The organism is Pseudoalteromonas aurantia 208 (assembly GCF_014858725.1).
Lineage (GTDB): Bacteria > Pseudomonadota > Gammaproteobacteria > Enterobacterales > Alteromonadaceae > Pseudoalteromonas > Pseudoalteromonas aurantia.
Genome location: NZ_AQGV01000014.1, coordinates 200,976 through 218,447 on the forward strand (window position 1 = coordinate 200,976; position 17,472 = coordinate 218,447).

The 17,472-nt window shown below is 40.6% G+C and carries 14 protein-coding genes; 3 read left to right on the top strand and 11 right to left on the bottom strand.

Annotation, left to right across the window (positions count from 1 at the left end; translation table 11 throughout):
- Nucleotides 1-7: 7 nt before the first annotated feature.
- From PAUR_RS18015 to PAUR_RS18040, 6 genes are all read right to left on the bottom strand, one after another.
- Nucleotides 8-1,228, bottom strand: a complete 1,221-nt coding sequence (locus tag PAUR_RS18015; protein WP_192509116.1) for an ATP-grasp domain-containing protein — start codon at nt 1,226-1,228, stop codon at nt 8-10.
- A gap of 1 nt (nt 1,229) precedes the next feature.
- Nucleotides 1,230-2,408 carry an ATP-grasp domain-containing protein gene (locus tag PAUR_RS18020; RefSeq protein ID WP_192509117.1) on the bottom strand — a complete coding sequence of 393 codons (1,179 nt, stop codon included), beginning with the start codon at nt 2,406-2,408 and terminating at the stop codon, nt 1,230-1,232.
- A 66-nt stretch (nt 2,409-2,474) separates the two neighbouring features.
- Nucleotides 2,475-3,710 carry an ATP-grasp domain-containing protein gene (locus tag PAUR_RS18025; RefSeq protein ID WP_192509118.1) on the bottom strand — a complete coding sequence of 412 codons (1,236 nt, stop codon included), beginning with the start codon at nt 3,708-3,710 and terminating at the stop codon, nt 2,475-2,477.
- 31 nt (nt 3,711-3,741) lie between these two features.
- Nucleotides 3,742-4,800, bottom strand: coding sequence for an Ldh family oxidoreductase (locus PAUR_RS18030; protein ID WP_192509119.1), 1,059 nt, complete (start codon nt 4,798-4,800; stop codon nt 3,742-3,744).
- Nucleotides 4,781-5,515 carry a TauD/TfdA family dioxygenase gene (locus PAUR_RS18035; RefSeq protein WP_192509120.1) on the bottom strand — a complete coding sequence of 245 codons (735 nt, stop codon included), beginning with the start codon at nt 5,513-5,515 and terminating at the stop codon, nt 4,781-4,783. Before PAUR_RS18035 ends, PAUR_RS18030 begins: the two co-directional genes overlap by 20 nt.
- Nucleotides 5,516-5,530: 15 nt before the next feature.
- Nucleotides 5,531-6,397 carry a branched-chain amino acid transaminase gene (locus PAUR_RS18040; RefSeq protein ID WP_192509121.1) on the bottom strand — a complete coding sequence of 289 codons (867 nt, stop codon included), beginning with the start codon at nt 6,395-6,397 and terminating at the stop codon, nt 5,531-5,533.
- Between the two features lie 470 nt (nt 6,398-6,867).
- Here PAUR_RS18040 and PAUR_RS18045 point away from each other — a divergent pair, with 470 nt between their 5' ends.
- The 3 genes from PAUR_RS18045 to kdsA all read left to right on the top strand — a co-directional run bounded on the left by PAUR_RS18045 (nt 6,868) and on the right by kdsA (nt 10,475).
- The gene (locus PAUR_RS18045) at nt 6,868-8,235 is read left to right on the top strand and encodes a KamA family radical SAM protein (RefSeq protein WP_404821703.1); all 1,368 of its coding nucleotides are present in this window, start codon (nt 6,868-6,870) and stop codon (nt 8,233-8,235) included.
- Between the two features lie 81 nt (nt 8,236-8,316).
- Nucleotides 8,317-9,522: an L-2-hydroxyglutarate oxidase gene (gene lhgO / locus PAUR_RS18050; RefSeq protein WP_192509122.1), complete on the top strand. Its 1,206-nt coding sequence runs from the start codon at nt 8,317-8,319 to the stop codon at nt 9,520-9,522.
- 113 nt (nt 9,523-9,635) lie between these two features.
- Nucleotides 9,636-10,475, top strand: a complete 840-nt coding sequence (gene kdsA / locus PAUR_RS18055; RefSeq protein WP_192509123.1) for a 3-deoxy-8-phosphooctulonate synthase — start codon at nt 9,636-9,638, stop codon at nt 10,473-10,475.
- A gap of 508 nt (nt 10,476-10,983) precedes the next feature.
- Here the strand turns inward: kdsA and glmS are convergent.
- The 5 genes from glmS to PAUR_RS18080 all read right to left on the bottom strand — a co-directional run bounded on the left by glmS (nt 10,984) and on the right by PAUR_RS18080 (nt 17,438).
- Entirely contained in the window at nt 10,984-12,804 is a 1,821-nt protein-coding gene (gene glmS, locus PAUR_RS18060; RefSeq protein WP_192509124.1) for a glutamine--fructose-6-phosphate transaminase (isomerizing), read from the bottom strand.
- 75 nt (nt 12,805-12,879) lie between these two features.
- The gene (locus tag PAUR_RS18065; protein ID WP_192509125.1) at nt 12,880-13,647 is read right to left on the bottom strand and encodes a DeoR/GlpR family DNA-binding transcription regulator; all 768 of its coding nucleotides are present in this window, start codon (nt 13,645-13,647) and stop codon (nt 12,880-12,882) included.
- A gap of 165 nt (nt 13,648-13,812) precedes the next feature.
- Nucleotides 13,813-14,109 carry a DUF6482 family protein gene (locus PAUR_RS18070; RefSeq protein WP_192509126.1) on the bottom strand — a complete coding sequence of 99 codons (297 nt, stop codon included), beginning with the start codon at nt 14,107-14,109 and terminating at the stop codon, nt 13,813-13,815.
- Between the two features lie 133 nt (nt 14,110-14,242).
- Nucleotides 14,243-16,654, bottom strand: coding sequence for an ABC transporter permease (locus tag PAUR_RS18075; protein WP_192509127.1), 2,412 nt, complete (start codon nt 16,652-16,654; stop codon nt 14,243-14,245).
- An 82-nt stretch (nt 16,655-16,736) separates the two neighbouring features.
- Nucleotides 16,737-17,438, bottom strand: a complete 702-nt coding sequence (locus tag PAUR_RS18080) for an ABC transporter ATP-binding protein (RefSeq protein WP_192509128.1) — start codon at nt 17,436-17,438, stop codon at nt 16,737-16,739.
- Nucleotides 17,439-17,472 lie beyond the last annotated feature (34 nt).

Here is a 17,472-nt window from a genome sequence, read left to right on the forward strand (position 1 = left end):
TTAACCCTTAGCTATTTTTCCAACTGACGTGTAGCTGCAATTGCTTCAATGCATCGGTTGCATTTTGGCATGCGTGCGCCAAGCTATCTCCCTGACACAAAGCCATCGCTGTACGATCATAACTATGGCGTACTAAGCCCATATCATCTCCCTGTTTCTTTAGCACTTTTACAAATTTCACATGTTTTGGCTGCTCAGCTTGAGCAATGCCATGACACGACTCAAAACATGTATTTTGATTAAAAACAGGCGCAATATAACGTACAGCAGCGTAACCTTTTTTAGGTAAATCTTGTGGAATACGATCTAACACAAACTCCCCTAGTGACTGATCAACCGTAAGCTCTATGAGGTTTAAGCCTGTGGTCAGCTCCACTAAATCCGCAATATTATCTCCTCCCATTCGGGTATGAGTTTCAATGAGCTGAGGGCCTTCAGATGTCAAGATAACTTCACTGTGGCTCGGCCCATTATCGACCTGTAAAACGGTCAAAACAGTTTTAATAAAATCAATGATTGCTGCTTCTTGTTCGGTCGTAATTGCCGCTGGCATGGCGTGGCCTAATTCAACAAAGTTGCTTTCATCTTTCAATTTTTCAGTGATCGCCAACACTCTATGTTGTCCCGACTCTGAAAAACATTCGATGCTATATTCTTCACCCACTAGAAATTGTTCAATAATTGCGGGAAACTGCCCTTTATTGCTTTGCCATTGCGTGATCACGTCTGCCAAAAAAACCCTACTATTAATTCTTTGAATACCTGCACTACCGGTGCCCTGTAACGGTTTTAGGATAAATTCTCCTGCGTGCTCCTCAATGAATTGGGCCAACTCTTCATAACAATTGACTTGCTCACACAAAGTATTATCAAGCCTGCTAGTTTTGAGCAGTTGACGCGTTTTATACTTACATATACTGGTCTCTAAAGAATGCGCAGTAACAGGGAACTGTAGTTGGAACGCTTCTGCGATAGCAATAGAGAAATGCTGCATATTGTCATGTAAACAACACACAGCATGAAATGGGTTATTTGCATGCATCACTTTAGCGATATCAAGTAGTGAATCAAGCTGACACTCATCATCAAATATATGAATATCAGAATAACAATGTGTTACATCATCAGGTTTGATTTCTGATTTAAACATAAAAAGAGCAACATCATGTCCTAATCGCTCTAAATAGCGATGCGCTGGACGCACTGAACCTAAAACAAGTACTCTCACTTTACTGTCCTTTTACAATTGTATTCACTACATTATCAGCCAGTGTTAATGCCGCCGAACGAGTCTCTGCACTCGTTACAACATAACCGGCTCTGTCAAGTGAAGAACTGGAGCTGTGGCATGCATTAAATAATTCTAAGTTAATATGTAAATCAACCACGTCGTTGATATTTCCAATTTTATCTATACGGGATTCAATACCAGCGGATACGGCAGTATCAGGCATGAAGTACTTTACTGCCGCCGCGTTACTTACTGGCTCTCTAATCTGACAAGGTAAGTTCAATAATGTTGTAACTGTCTCTTTAAACAAATCTGTCCCAGAGGTTAGGTGTGTCATAAGCCAAATATTGTCCCCCCCAGAACGGGTTTGTGTTTCAATAATATATATTTGATTTTCATATATTTTTACTTCTGTGTGACATGGCCCGGTTTTATGCTCAATGATATTTAATAACTCGATAGTAAATTCCGTGATTTTCTTTTCAATATCTACGCATAACTCTGCAGGTTGAGAATGACCGGACTCGACAAAGTAGGGAGCGCCTGTTGTGGCTTTTTCAGTGATAGCGACAACTTCATGTTGGCCATTTTTTGAGATGCTCTCGATGCTATACTCAGGGCCTTCAATAAAGGCTTCAGCCATAATATTGCCCATCTTGGCTTGTATCGCATGTTCAAAAGCCTTTTTAGCTTCACTTTCAGATGTCACCAAATGAATCCCGAAACTACCAGCTCCTTGGCTAGGCTTAACAATGATCTTGCCATGCTGCTTCAGAAAGTCAGCGATATCCGCCTCACTGTAAATTGGGGTGAATGGCACATTATTAATGTGGTATTTCTCCAAGATTTTTCTAAAAGCTAACTTGTCCTTGGTCATCGCAATCGCCTCGATGTCACAGTTACTAGGGACACCTAACTCACTGGCTATATCAGCCGCACAGGATAAGCCATACTCTGTGAAGCTCACCACGACTTCAAACCGATTATTTTTAGGCAATAATGCCAATATTTCAGTAGGTGAGGTATTTGGATAGTCCCGTTCTACTATAAAATTAGCGTGTTCTTTCTGAAAGGGTGTTACTTGCCCAGGAAATTGAACCAGTGTAAATTTGAGACCGAGATCGACCATGCATTTCATCATGAAGTCTTTGCCACCGATAACCAATATATTTTCCATAAATTACGACTCACTACTTCTATATTTTTTAATTCATTACCGTAAAAGTGATGCTTATTAAACACTCTAAAAATTTTGCACCTGCTGAAATTGCCAAACGACATTTTGGTCGAGCCACTGCTCAACTTCATCTAAGCGTTCAGAAACCTCGACATAATCCTTTCCAGTAATAATGAATCTCATGATGTGATCACTATCATTATTGGCTTTACTGTATGTCTGACCCACTTCGGCATTTGGGTAATAACGCTCAACCCATTCAAAAGGCAACTCATTTGGAAAAACGCTCAATAGGCCTGCTTGAGGTGGTACTACCACCCAACCTGCTGCACATCGCATATTCGACCCACAACGACGCAAAGAGTCTCTAAACTCAGGTACTATTTGCCCTTTGAACGCAAGTTCATCAAGTCTATTACCCGTTGCAACCTCCAAAGTTTCCATTATGGGACCTCCCCCCACTCGACAAGCCATTTCACAAAACACAATGTCATCATCAGGAGTTTCGAAGAGTTCTAAATGAAACGGCGTAATACCTTGGAATGGAAACACATCAACCAGTACATTCGTGGCATTTTTTAATCTTTCATAGAGCGGGTGAGAATCGTCAAGCGTGTGCCCACTCAAACTATTACCATAGTGATAAGACAGACACGATGCTCTATATCGAGACACGTAAAGCAGTTCTACTTTGTTGTTATTGACAATGCCATCGATGTGATACATATCACCCGCGACAAAGGTTTCAATCATAAAGGACTCAGAGAGTTCTTTATAATTAAAGAGCTTTGCGTTGAGTACACCTCGCAGTTGAGCTTTTGACTTAATCACAAAAGTATTGGTTCCTCCGGAACCTGACACTGGTTTAAGGACGACTGGGTAGCCATGCTTTTCAATAAATTTTATAATATCAAAAGGTTGAGATACCGGAGCGAACTCAGGGACGTGAAACCCTGATTGTGCGACTGCTCGCTTCATCATCAGCTTGTTTCTAAAAAGCATGGTGTCCGCGACAGTAACATGGGGGTCACTGAGTGCTTCCTTACACGCTGAAACTCTAAGAACATCACCTTCAGCAATCCCTAAAATGCTGATATCGCTATTAGATGATATGATTTCCAATGCTTCCAGTTCAACTTCTCCGTTATTGAAATAGTCATCAAAACGATAAAGCCGAACACGAGGGTGTGCCACAACAGGTGTATTGTTAGCGGTTAAAATATGCAATATTTCATACTTATCAACCAACAAGTTGAAACATGATGCTTCGAGTTCCTTTCCAAGGAATAATAATGCTTCCACTGTACGCTCCAAAATTAATTAGTATTGATCTTTATTCGATTAAGGTATGAATACTTCTTGCAACACCGATAGATGACTCAATACTTGCAAAGTCCTCTATTTCAAACTCAGTCATTGATAAAAACTGCTGTCTTGTTTCTGCTAAATACAATTCTTGCTGACCCGCTGTTAGTATTTGCGCTGCGCCAGCTGGAGTTGAATTACGTACTGCACTTAAATACTCAGACAGCGCAGATTTGAACGCTTCAATTGGGGTAAACTTGGCAGGATCTATCGCTAACACAAAATGACTAACATCTCTGGGTTGATCATAAGGCTCAGTATCTAAATGACTCATTTGGCACCCAGACAATGACCCCGCCAACGTGGAACAAAGAATTTCAACCATCATCGCAAGCCCTTGCCCTTTATAGCCACCTAGTGGCAACAAGCCAACAATATCACTTAAAGAATTTGGTGCTGTATCATCTGCCGTTGCAACCCAAGAATCAGGCAACACTTTACCGTCTCGAATAAACCCTTTTACTTTAGAATATGAGGATTGGCTGGTGGCCATATCCAAACAAAACACTTCATTCTGAGCGGGCGCGGTAAAACAAATCGGATTAGTCCCAAAAAGCTGTTGATGACCGTTAAATGGCACGACACGAGGTGCGGCATTAGTCATAACTAAACCAACTAAATCATGTTTTGCAAGTTGTCTCGCGTATAATTGAGCTGCACCAAAGTGATTAGAGTTTGATACAGAAACAATACCACAACCATTACTTTGTGCTATTTCCCTCGCCAGTTCCGCTGCTTTAAAACCAGCTAATACACCCAGGTTTTGTTTTGCGTCAAGCTTAACCATTGCGTTAGAAACAAAGACAGCATCCATTTGATTAGTAGCAATAGCGCGGCCCCCGATTAACTCTTTAACGTATGTTGGAAATAATCGAATGCCATGCGTATCGATACCCCACTGTGTTGTTTTAATTAATGCGCTACAAATCGAATTTGTTAACTCAGAGTTCACACCTAATTTATTTAATGCATCTTCAATATATTCTCGAAGTAATTCTGTTTTTATTTTATTTTGCAATTTTGTCATTTAACCAATACCTAATTAAGTAGCGATTTGGATCTGAATAGCCTTCTCTTCCATGCAACATTCTATGGTTATCCCATATTAATAAGGAGTTTGGAGCGATGCGCACTTTGCTTTTTACTCTTTCGCATTGAGAAAGTATATTATCTATAACAGCTTGGATATTATCCTCAAAGGACGCTTCTTTTTTAGTATCGACAGGGTTAACATCACCCCATTTAAAGAAGTTAGAGCTAAAATTAAAAAGAGTGCCGTTATCTTCCTTTTCACTTATTATGGATTTCAAAGCATGATTTTCTTGCTCATCTGAAAATTTCCCAGCAGTTTTAAAATTAAAACGATGATTTATACCAACATCCCACTGCTCTTTCTTTAAAGCGGAAAAAACCTTAAAACCATCATAAAGGTGCGTATTGCCCCCAACTTCTGCTTGCTCAACACAATATAATGCTAGATATCTAGGTGGCATCCGGTAAGCAACCCCTTCAGTATGAGGCCCTATTTCACCTTTAGATTTAGATAAAGGTAAATCCTGGTACTGCTTAGATGATTTAACATGATTGATTAAGTTTCCATCATACTGAGGCGCCAATTCCCATTGGCTCTTTAGCAAATCTTCAGCCTCATTCTCATTTTGAAAACCGTTTACAATGGAAAACCCCGATACTTTAAGAGACAGCCGAACTGACTCAAGCTCACTTAAATGACTATGGATCATTACTTAGTTTCCTTACTATTCGCCGCACATTTGTGCATAACCATCAATAAACTTAGAGACAAGTTCATTATTGTTAAATGTGTGGTCTTTAATTGATTTTACAGCCGTCACTTCACATGCTGTACCAGTAATAAATGCTTCGTCAAAAGTACTGATTTCACAGAGCGTGATATCTCTTTCAATGACTGGAATATCATGGGACTTCGCAAATTTAAAAATGGCTTGTCGCGTTATACCATCAAGGATTGAACCAAGTTTTGGGGTGTGCAGTTCGCCATCTTTACTAAAGAAAATATTCGCGCTTGTGGCCTCTGCAATTGCGTCATTGGTATCAAGTAATATTGCATCGTCATATCCATCACGCATCGCCTGATGTTTACTGAGAGTCAAAGTCATATAGTGACCTGAGGCCTTGGCTTCAATGGGTGCTGTGTCACCATTTGGCCGCTTCCATTTAGACAACCCAAGTCTAATACCTTCAAGCTTTTTTTCTTTCGTGTAGTAACTAGGCCATTCCCATGCAGCAATGCCCACGTGAATTCTGTTATTTGGTGCAAATGTTGCGATTGAGTCACTACCGCGCCAAACCACAGGTCTGATATAACCGTTTGTAATGTCTCCACGTGCAATCAGTTCTTCAATACTCTGTATAATACCTGCCTCATCAAAAGGAATTTCCATATCCATTATCTCTGCAGATCTAAACAACCTCGCGATATGCTCTTCAAGTTTGAATGCCTTTTTATTATAAAATCTAATACCTTCATAAACACAACTGGCATAATGTAAGCCATGTGTTAAAAATGGAATGTTTGACTCGGAACTTTCCACAAAGTGGCCATCAAGCCAAACATTTTTTAAACTATCAATGAAATTACTCAAAAAATACTCCTTTACATAAATTTAAGTTGTGCCGTTGAATTTTTACATAATAAAAAATCATTAAAATACACTTTGAAATTTAATTGAAAAATATTACATTCCAATTTATTTCATTATATTAAAAGAAAAATTCACAGCATTGACATCTAACTTAAACATTAACTTAAAATAGCCAAAAAATAAGTTATAACACTTTCCTTTAGTAGAATTTTTACTTTTAAAATAAAATCAGCTGTGTATGATAATCACTTTTTTCAAGCAGTCAATAATTTAATTATTATTTAACCTAAACAAACATATGAAACATAAATGAAACAACTAAGATCAATTAAAGATCAGATCCACAGAGAAGAAACGCCAAACCGAACCAAAAAGCTCACAAACCAGGCTTTAATGTTTATTTAATGTTAACGAACCCGAGAGGCTTTCGTACGGTGAATTAAAAAATCATAAGTTAAAAGGATATTGTCGTGATTAGTAATATTAAAATAAAAACAGAAGACTCATTATTAAAAAAAACCCCAGATAAATTTATTTCTTATCAGAATAAACAAATAGATAGAATTGAATTTATATCTCAATTACCTGAAAGTATTCGATTTGAAATGAAGGTCGTCTCTAGCGTTTTTCCCTTTCGGGTTAACAATTACGTCATTGATAACTTAATCGATTGGCATAAAGTTCCGGATGATCCTATTTTCCAACTGGTTTTCCCTCAAAAAGGGATGCTCGATGATGTGTCCTTTAAAAAAATGGCGAATTTGCTCAAACGAGATCCTAAGCCAGAACAAATATTAAGCTTGGCTCAAGAAATACGTAATAAATTAAACCCCCATCCAGCAGGGCAAGTGGAGCACAACGTACCGTCATTGAATGGCGAAAAAGTTAATGGTATGCAGCATAAATATAAAGAAACGGTTTTATTCTTTCCTTCCCAAGGTCAGTATTGTCACGCATATTGTACTTTTTGTTTTCGATGGGCACAGTTTGTTGGCAAGTCTTCAAGATTTAATAACAATGATGCAGAGCAATTACACGCATACCTAAAAAGTAATAAACACATTACTGATTTGCTTGTCACGGGTGGAGATCCTATGGTCATGCGGACCGAAAAATTTAAGGCTTATTTAGAAACATTGGCCGAGCCTGAATTTGATCATATTAAAACGATACGCATTGGAACTAAGTCTCTCACATTTTGGCCTCATCGTTATGTCACAGATGCTGATGCCGATGATTTCCTGACTCTCATTAAAAGGTTAGTTGATATGGGTAAGCATATTTCTTTTATGGCACATATTAACCACATCCAAGAATTAAGGACGGATATTGTTAAAGAGGCCATAAAAAAAATTAGGGCTACTGGTGCTCAAATTCGCTCTCAAGCACCATTACTTAACCATATTAATACGGATCCTGACATGTGGTCTGAAATGTGGAAGCTGCAAACTCAGCTCGGCATCATACCTTACTATGTTTTTATTGAGCGTGACACCGGAGCAAAGCGCTACTTTGAGTTGCCACTTTATCGAACATGGGAAATATTTAAGCAAGCGTATCAACAAGTGTCTGGTGTCAGCAGAACTGTGCGAGGTCCATCAATGAGCGCAGGGCCTGGGAAAATAGAAATTTCGGGCGTCTGTGAAGTCAAAGGTGAAAAAGTATTCGCACTAAGATTTATTCAAGCGCGTAATCCTGAGTGGGTACAGAAACCATTTTTTGCCCAATTTGATGAAAAGGCAACGTGGTTAAATGATCTGAAACCCGCATTTGGAGAAAGTAAGTTTTTTTGGGAAGACGAGTATGAAGCGATTGTTGGGGCTACTTCCCCAGAATAAAGATGAGCAATGGCTATCGCGGCAGTCATATAAGCATTTCAAATGACTGCCGATAACACACCTTTTTAATATGAGTAAAATATGAAATCTTTTGACTACGTTATCATTGGTAGTGGCATAGTGGGTTTGTCAACAGCATTAGAGCTTAAGCAATCACACCCAAATGCTACTGTTGCTGTTATTGAAAAAGAAAGTGAGCTGGCAATTCACCAAACAGGTAGAAATAGCGGTGTAATTCACGCGGGAGTCTATTATAAATCGGGCAGTTTGAAAGCTGAGTTTTGTAAAGCCGGCTCACAAGCCACAAAAGATTTCTGCGAAGAGCATAATATAGAATATCAGCAACCGGGTAAGTTAGTCGTAGCAACAAACCAGGTTGAATTAGAACGACTGGAAAAGCTTCATGCGCTATGCTCAGAAAATGGCATCCCCGCAGAAGAAATAGATGCACATACATTACAAGCAATAGAGCCCAATATTATCGGCCTCAGAGCACTGAAGTTCAAACAAACTGCGATTGTAGATTACAAAGTCATATGTCAAAAAAAAGCAGAGTTATTTACCCGTATGGGTGGTGAAATATTAACAAGTACTGAATTATATAGCGCATCAGAAACCACTGAGAGTATCCACTTAAAAACATCCAATGGAGTGATAAAGACTTGTTATTTGGTTGCTTGTGCAGGGCTACATGCAGATAAAGTGGCCAGTATGTTTAATATCCCTCTAGATTTTCGCATAATCCCTTTTCGAGGAGAATATTATGAGTTATCGCAGAATGAGCACAATCGGGTCAGTCATTTAATCTACCCAGTTCCAGATCCATCATTACCATTTCTTGGTATTCACATTACACCAATGGTCAGTGGGAAAGTGACGGTAGGTCCCAATGCGGTGCTCGGCTGGAAGCGAGAAGGGTATGGCAAACTAAACTTCTGTGTTAAAGACGCATGGATAAACTTAAGCTTCCTTGGTTTTTGGAAGCTATTAGCAACATATAAGCATGCAGCGCTGTCTGAACTTCAAAACACTTTCTCAAAGCGCCGATATTTAAAAGAAGTACAAAAATATTGCCCAGCAATAAAGTTATCCGATTTACAACGCTTCCCAACTGGAATCCGTGCTCAAGCAGTGACAACCAATGGCAAACTAATACAGGATTTTTTATTCAAAGAAACACAAAGAAGTTTACACGTATGTAACGCGCCTTCTCCTGCTGCGACATCAGCAATACCAATATCCCAATATATCGTAAAAAAACTAAAAGAAAAAAGCGCACAATGCTGACGAGTGAATAGTGACTAACTATTCATCTATATGATAATCATCTTTTAACTACAATTCCTTGTATTTACAAGTTATAAGGAATGTTGAAAGATACTCAAATTAAGGAAAATAAAATGAATGTATGCGGATTTAATTTATCAGAAGATAATGCTTTTTTTCTGATTGCTGGTCCATGCGTTATTGAGAGTGAGCAGCTCGCAATTGATACTGCAGGCCATATGAAAGAAGTGACCGATAGATTAGGTATTCGGTATGTTTTTAAATCCTCCTTTGATAAAGCCAATCGGTCGTCATTACATAGCTTTCGAGGCTTAGGTATTGAAAAAGGGCTGGCAATATTAGAACAAGTTAAAACACAGATTGGCGTTCCTGTATTAACTGATGTACATGAAGACTCCCCTCTCGACGAAGTTGCGAATGTTGTTGATGTACTGCAAACCCCTGCCTTTTTGTGCCGACAAACAAATTTCATTCGAAATGTGTGTAACCAAGGTCTGCCGGTCAACATTAAGAAAGGGCAGTTCTTGTCACCTGAAGAAATGCTCAATGTAGTAGAAAAAGCCAGATCCACAGGAAATAATGGCATTATGGTATGCGAGCGAGGGAGTAGTTTTGGCTACAATAACCTCGTAGTCGATATGCGCAGCCTTTCTATATTAAGACGTACTCACTGTCCTGTGATCTTTGACGCAACGCATTCAGTACAATTACCAGGAGGCCAAGGACATTGCTCTGGTGGACAGCGAGAACATATTCCTGTGTTAGCAAGAGCCGCTGTTGCTGCCGGTATATCTGGGTTATTTATGGAAACTCATCCAAACCCTGAAGAAGCAAAAAGTGATGGTCCAAACTCATGGCCATTGGCTGATATGGCACCACTACTTGAAACGTTGGTTGAGATAGACCATGTCATAAAAAAACAAGCGGCATGTAAAGAAACCGATATCGTGTAAGCACTATGAGCTGTCGTCTTCAGAAAAGCGCATTTTGCGCCTTTCTTTAAGGCTAAGCACTCATTCCATAACTATTGCGTACACTTTTTCTGCAACCCTCCACTTTCAATATCAAATACCTCAATCTTATATAACTTTTTGCGGCAGGCTTACGATTTCGTTTTTTCAAATAAGGACTTACGAGGATCAATAAAAGCATGTATGCCTTCATTGTTTACTCATAAAAATATCACAGTACAAAATAGTTTCACTCTCGCAGCCTCTACAGGTCAATAAATGCAGCCTAAATTATCGACCGCTACAAAACAGCTTCACACTAGAATAAATTATATATGATTCTTATATCTAATTTTGAATAACAAGGTTTAATAGCGGAGTGCCCCGACATTGCTGTAAGCATCTATGCTCAATATGAAAGAATAAGCTCTAAAGATTAGGTTTGATTATAAATATTAAGTATGTATATCTTTATTGTTCACCCACAAAAAAGGCGCTTTCGCGCCTTTTCTTATTCTACTGTAACCGATTTAGCCAAGTTTCTCGGCTGGTCAACATCGGTGCCTTTAATGACCGCGACATAGTACGATAGTAACTGTAATGGGATTGTATATACAACGGGTGCAATCGCATCTTCTACGTGGTTCACATTAATAACCCGCATGGTATCGTCTGATTCAAACGCGGTGTCTTTATCAGCGAATACGTAGATAATACCACCACGGGCACGCACTTCTTCAACATTCGATTTTAGCTTTTCAAGCAGCTCGTTGTTAGGTGCCACCACAATAATAGGCATATCCGCATCAATTAAAGCCAATGGACCATGCTTTAATTCACCTGCCGCGTATGCTTCAGCATGAATATAAGAGATCTCTTTAAGTTTTAATGCACCTTCCATCGCAATCGGGTATTGCGACCCACGACCTAAGAAAAGTGAATGGTGTTTATCGGCAAACTCTTCGGCTAGTGCTTCAATGTCTCCTGCCAGTGTCAACGCTTCTTCAAGCTTGTTTGGTAGGGTTTTTATCGCATTGATAATTTCACTTTGATCTCGGCCTTTCTCTTGCGCTATCGATGCAGTTAGCATCAATAAGCCGACCAGTTGTGTGGTGAATGCTTTGGTAGAGGCAACCCCAATTTCGGCGCCAGCTTTGGTCATAAAGGCCAAATCAGATTCACGCACCAATGAGGAACCAGGTACGTTACAAATCGTCATTGACCCCATGTAACCTTGCTCTTTGGCTAAACGCAACGCAGCCAACGTATCTGCGGTTTCACCTGATTGTGAAATTGTCACTAACAGGCTATTTTCGTGCACGAACGATTGACGGTAACGAAACTCAGAAGCAATCTCTACGTTACAGCTCACACCGGCAAATTGTTCAAGCCAATAGCGCGCCACCATCCCCGAGTGATAAGAGGTACCACAAGCAATAATTTGTACGTGTTTTACATCTTTAAAGATTTGTTGAGCACTGGCGCCAAACGCATCAACCGTCACACGGTCATTTTCAATACGTCCTTCAAGCGTGTTACGCACGGCCAATGGCTGCTCATAAATTTCTTTCAGCATGTAGTGACGGTAATCACCTTTACCTGACGCATCTTGGGTAATATTTGATTCAACCACATCTCGTTCAACCACGTTGCCAAGACTATCAAAGATTTCCACAGTATCACGGGTAATACGTGCTACATCACCTTCTTCTAAAAAGATAAAGCTGCGCGTCACCGGCAGTAAAGCCAGTTGGTCAGATGCGATGAAATTTTCACCCAGACCAAGACCAATCACCAGTGGACTACCTGAGCGCGCAACAATCATTTCATTATCATTTGCTTTGTCAAATACTACGGTGCCATACGCACCTTCCAGTTGTTTCACGGCCGCACGTACCGCATCTAACAAACTATCGTGTTGCTGGCGCAGTTGATGGATTAAGTGCACCATCACCTCGGTATCCGTCTCTGATAGAAACTCGTAACCATCGCCTTTTAATGCCGCACGCAATGGCGCATGGTTTTCAATAATACCATTGTGTACCAATGCAATTTCATCATTGGAAATATGCGGGTGGGCATTAGCCTCTGTCACGCCACCATGCGTAGCCCAACGCGTATGTGCAATGCCCGTAGTACCTTTTACGTTCGCATCTCGTAAAGCACTTTCAAGGTTCACCACCTTACCCACCGCTTTTACAGTGTTTAATACGCCCGCAGTGCTTAATGCGACGCCTGCAGAGTCATAACCACGATATTCAAGGCGCTTTAAGCCTTCAATTAAAATTCTATTTACTGGGCGTTCAGCAACAGCCCCAACAATGCCACACATACTCTCTCCATTTAATTTTGCACGCTAGTGTGATGTTAATTGCACTGCCACTGTTAATGTATGACAGTGCATGATTTACACCTCGACACAGATCAGTTGCACGCCACACGCCTCAATCACTTGGCGGTCTTTTTCTGCCAAGTTGTTGTCGGTGATTAAAGTGGTGACTTGATCCCAAGGTAGTTCCAAATTTGGTATTCTTCGGCCGATTTTGTCAGACTCAACCATCACCACCACTTCACGTGCCGCCTCTGCCATCACTTGGCTTAAGCCCACTAGCTCGTTGAATGTTGTGGTACCTCTTTCAACATCGATGCCATCGGCACCAATAAAGAGTTGGTCAAAATCATATGAACGTAATACTTGCTCGGCCACCTGCCCTTGAAATGATTCCGAGTGCGGATCCCATGTACCACCAGTCATCAATAAGGTTGGTTCATTTTCTAAAGAAAGCAAACGCTTAGCCACATTAATTGCGTTAGTCATCACCACAAGCCCTCGCTTATTGCCTAGCTCAGGGATCATGGCTGCCGTCGTACGTCCGCTATCGATAATAATCCGGTTATGGTCTTTAATGAGATTGGCCGCAGCTTTGGCGATTGCCAATTTGCGAAGGGAATCCTGTTTGTCGTTGCTTTTTGCAACAATTTCTTGAGGCAATGCAATTGCTCCACCATAACGGCGTAATAACAATCCGCTTTTTTCAAGTGCAGTTAAGTCCTTTCGAATCGTAACTTCAGATGTTTCAAACTCCAAGGCGAGTGCCTCCACACTGATCTCGCCTTGGCTATTTACCAAGTTCAGTATGGTGTGGCGGCGCTGCTGGGTGTTTCGTTTGGTCATAAGTATACCACCTAAGTTTCGATTCGAAATTTAGGTGCATTTTAAACGAAACTTAAAAAATTACAATAGCTGCTTTTTGGTTACCGCTCTTTTCATCATCATACGTCACTTTTTTTCTTCCATAGCCATAACAACACAACATAATGACTCGTTCAGTAATCCACCTTAATGTGACAAAGCAAGCTCAATTTTACAATGCCCTGCCGTTGCGGTGCCCACCATTTCATCATACGCGGTTTCCATTTCTAATATCGCCTTGGTAGCCCCCAACTCAACAAGGTGCACTTCCGCTTCTCTGAGTGAATTGAAAGTGAGAGTGTTGCCTTTTTTATCGGATGACAAGTGATATTCGCCGTTACCATCTAGCCCCCCCGCCAAATAGTGATTAGAATCTGCATAGCTTAATATAACCGCGTTTAAATCCTGTAGTTTAAAATGGTTTTTTAACTGTCTACTTTGCATATATCACCCAATTATTTTGTTCACCTGTTAATAAAACGTGCCTAAGTGACGAGGCGCTCACTTTTCACTCAATTTTTTTTCCTGAAGCAAGAAAAAAGGCGCCGAAGCGCCCTCTAGTAGGAAGTCAGTACGCTTATTCGTATCGTAAAATCAACGAAGGGCGCGTATTTGCCGCTTTGAATGCAAGACTCGCAACGGTCAACCAGGTAATCGCAACAACACTCAGTGTAGCAACTCCATATATCCAAATTGCTTGGTCAATCCGTTCATTAAAGTTATTTAACCAGTCACCCATTAGCCAATACACCAAGGGAATCGCAATAAGACCACCAATGCCTACAATGGCTAAAAACTCTTTCGACAGTAAGTTCACGATGCTAATTCGAGAAGCGCCCAGTACTTTGCGCACTGCCACTTCTTTTTGACGACGTATCGTCGCAAAAGATGCCAGCCCTAAAATACCCATACAAGTCAAGATAACCGCAAGGCCGCTAAAAATCACCACGAGCTGCTGCATCCGATGTTCATTAATATGTGCCCGTTTGTAGTCATCTTCGATTAAGCTAATATCAACTTCTGTGATTGCCAACTCTCTAATTACAATTCTTTGCGCCTCTTCCATGATTCGCGCTTTGTTAGCCCCTGGGCTTACTTTAATCACAATAGATGCCAATGGATCTTGAGCGCTTGCAACATTAACTGAAACAGGTAGCTGCTGCTGACGTGCTGAGCCTATTTTCACATCCTTGATGATACCCACGACTTTTGCTTTGCCTCTGCCACTTTGCGTTGCCAGTGTTTGTCCAACCAACTCTGCAGGATTAGCATAGCCCGCTTGTTTAGCTAAACTTTCAGACAATAAAACAGAGAATGAACTAATGCCTTGCTCGTCGGTTGCCATCCAATCGCTCGCATATTGTGGTGAGAAATCTCGCCCGGCAACAAGTTCGAAGCCTAAAGTCTCAACTGCATGGAACCCGGTTGAAATTGATGGTTGAGTGCCTCTAAGCCGCTCACCATTAGGCCAAACTAAAAATAACTCTGAGGTCATATCATGTGTTAACAGTGTATTTGATTGTGTAACTTGTTCAACACCATCTAACACTTTTAATTGGCTCATAAGACGATTATCATCCGCTTGATAAATCGCTTCAGTTGGTAGGTTTTTAATAATCACTCTATCTGTTTTGCTGTAGCCAACGGGTAAATCACCGATCAATGCCATTTGTTTGTATACCACGATAGCAGCGACAATCAAGGCAACAGATAACCCACCTTGTAGCCCGAGTGTGAGCTTGCGAACCCAAATGGCTGTTTTTCCTCGTTGCAAGTCACCGCTCAATACGCGCTTAGCGCTAAATGACGAAATGAATAGTGCTGGGTACAAGCCTGATAACAGACCAATTAATATCACAACAACCGCCACTAATACTAAAAACAGTGGTGAGAAACTTAACGATAAGCTGCGCTCAAGTAATTGATTTGCTGACGGGATCATTAGTTCAACTAACACCAGTGCAATAAGGGCTGCAATCATCACGACAAACATGGATTCAGTTAAAAATTGAGAAATAAGTTGTGGTTTACTCGCTCCAAGCGCTTTTCTTACCCCGACCTCTTTGGCGCGCTTTGCTGCACCTGCAATATTTAAATTAATAAAGTTTACGCTGGCAATCAGCAACAATAAAACCGTTAATGCAATACACACTTGCATCACCAATGATGAACCTCCTTGCTTCATCTCAAATGGACCACTGCTATTGAAATGTAGATCCTGAAGTTTATTCAGAGTCAAACCAAGTTGTTTATGGCGGCCAGTCGATTTTTCACGCATATTTTCTACCATATCAGCAACGATTAAATCCGGATCGGCATCTTCAGTTAAACGTAAATATACATAGCCACGGATCGGGCTATTTAATACCTTCGGAATAGCAGCCAATGTATCAAATACAAAGTGCGTGTTGTCAGGTAAGTCAGCAAATACAGCGGCAATTTCATATCGCCCTTGTTCATATGACAAAGTTTGCCCTACCGAGTTCTCATTACCAAATAAACGAATCGATTCAGCTTGGCTAATCGCCAATTGCCCCGGTCTCGTTAGCGCTTTATTTAAATCACCAAAAAGTACTTCTAAGTTAATAAAATCCAGTAAATTTGATGATGCAACTAACACATTACTCAACCGAGCAGTTTCACCTTTAATCGTTACATCAAGGATCATTGGTTCAGCAAAATAACTTAAGCTTTGTGCCTCGGTTAAAATTAACGCACCTTCCACTTGCGTATGACTAAGCATTTCCAGCGCCAAATCTGAATCAGACGCAGCTATCATCTGTAAACCCCAAGGGCGATAATCAGTATGAACGCGGTAGACGCGATCTGCATTTGGATGCTGACTATCATATGATAATTCATAGGCCGCGAACAATGCGACCATAATGGCAGCCGCTAAGCCAATACTAAAGCCCAGTAAGTTCAACATAAAGTGTTGAGTATCTTGCTTGATGGACCGAAGCGCGGTTTTAAAATAGTTAAATATCATTTTTCAATTTCCTTCTTCATACTGCGCCTTTGACTTACTAAGCAATGGCAACAGACTCATATATACTAAAACGTATATACTGCTACGCAGCCCCTGATACAGTGACAACTTCATTCGCTTTATCGAGTATCACTTGACCATCAAGTAAACGCACTAAACGGTCTGCGTAGGTGCCTTCTTTTTCTGAGTGAGTCACCACAATCACAGTTGTACCTTCACGGTTCAATTCACGCAGCATCGTCATCACTTCTTCGCCATTTTTCGAATCTAAGTTACCCGTCGGCTCATCGGCAAGGATCAGTTTAGGATTAATAACCAAGGCACGTGCCACCGCTACACGTTGTTGCTGTCCGCCAGAAAGTTGTTGTGGCAGATGGTCTGCACGATGGTCAATCGCGACGCGCTGTAAAATAGCTTCGACTCTTTGCTTTCTCTGCGCTTTAGAAATATTTTGATATTGTAAAGGCAGCTCCACATTCTCATAGACGGTCAATTCATCAATAAGGTTAAAGCTTTGAAAGATAAATCCAATTGACGCTTTACGTAGTTCGGCTAATTGTTTTTCGCTATAGCCGGCGATATCTGTTCCCGCAAACTCAAAGCGGCCTCCAGTTGGAGAATCTAGCATGCCTAAAATAGACAATAGCGTTGATTTACCGCAACCTGACGGCCCCATTATGGCTAAGAAGTCGCCCTCTTCAACCGTTAAATTAATACTATTGAGTGCTGTTGTTTCAACATCTTGCGTTCTAAAAACGCGGCTTAAATTATTTAACGTAATCATATTTCTGTCCTTAATTCGGTTCACTTACACTATT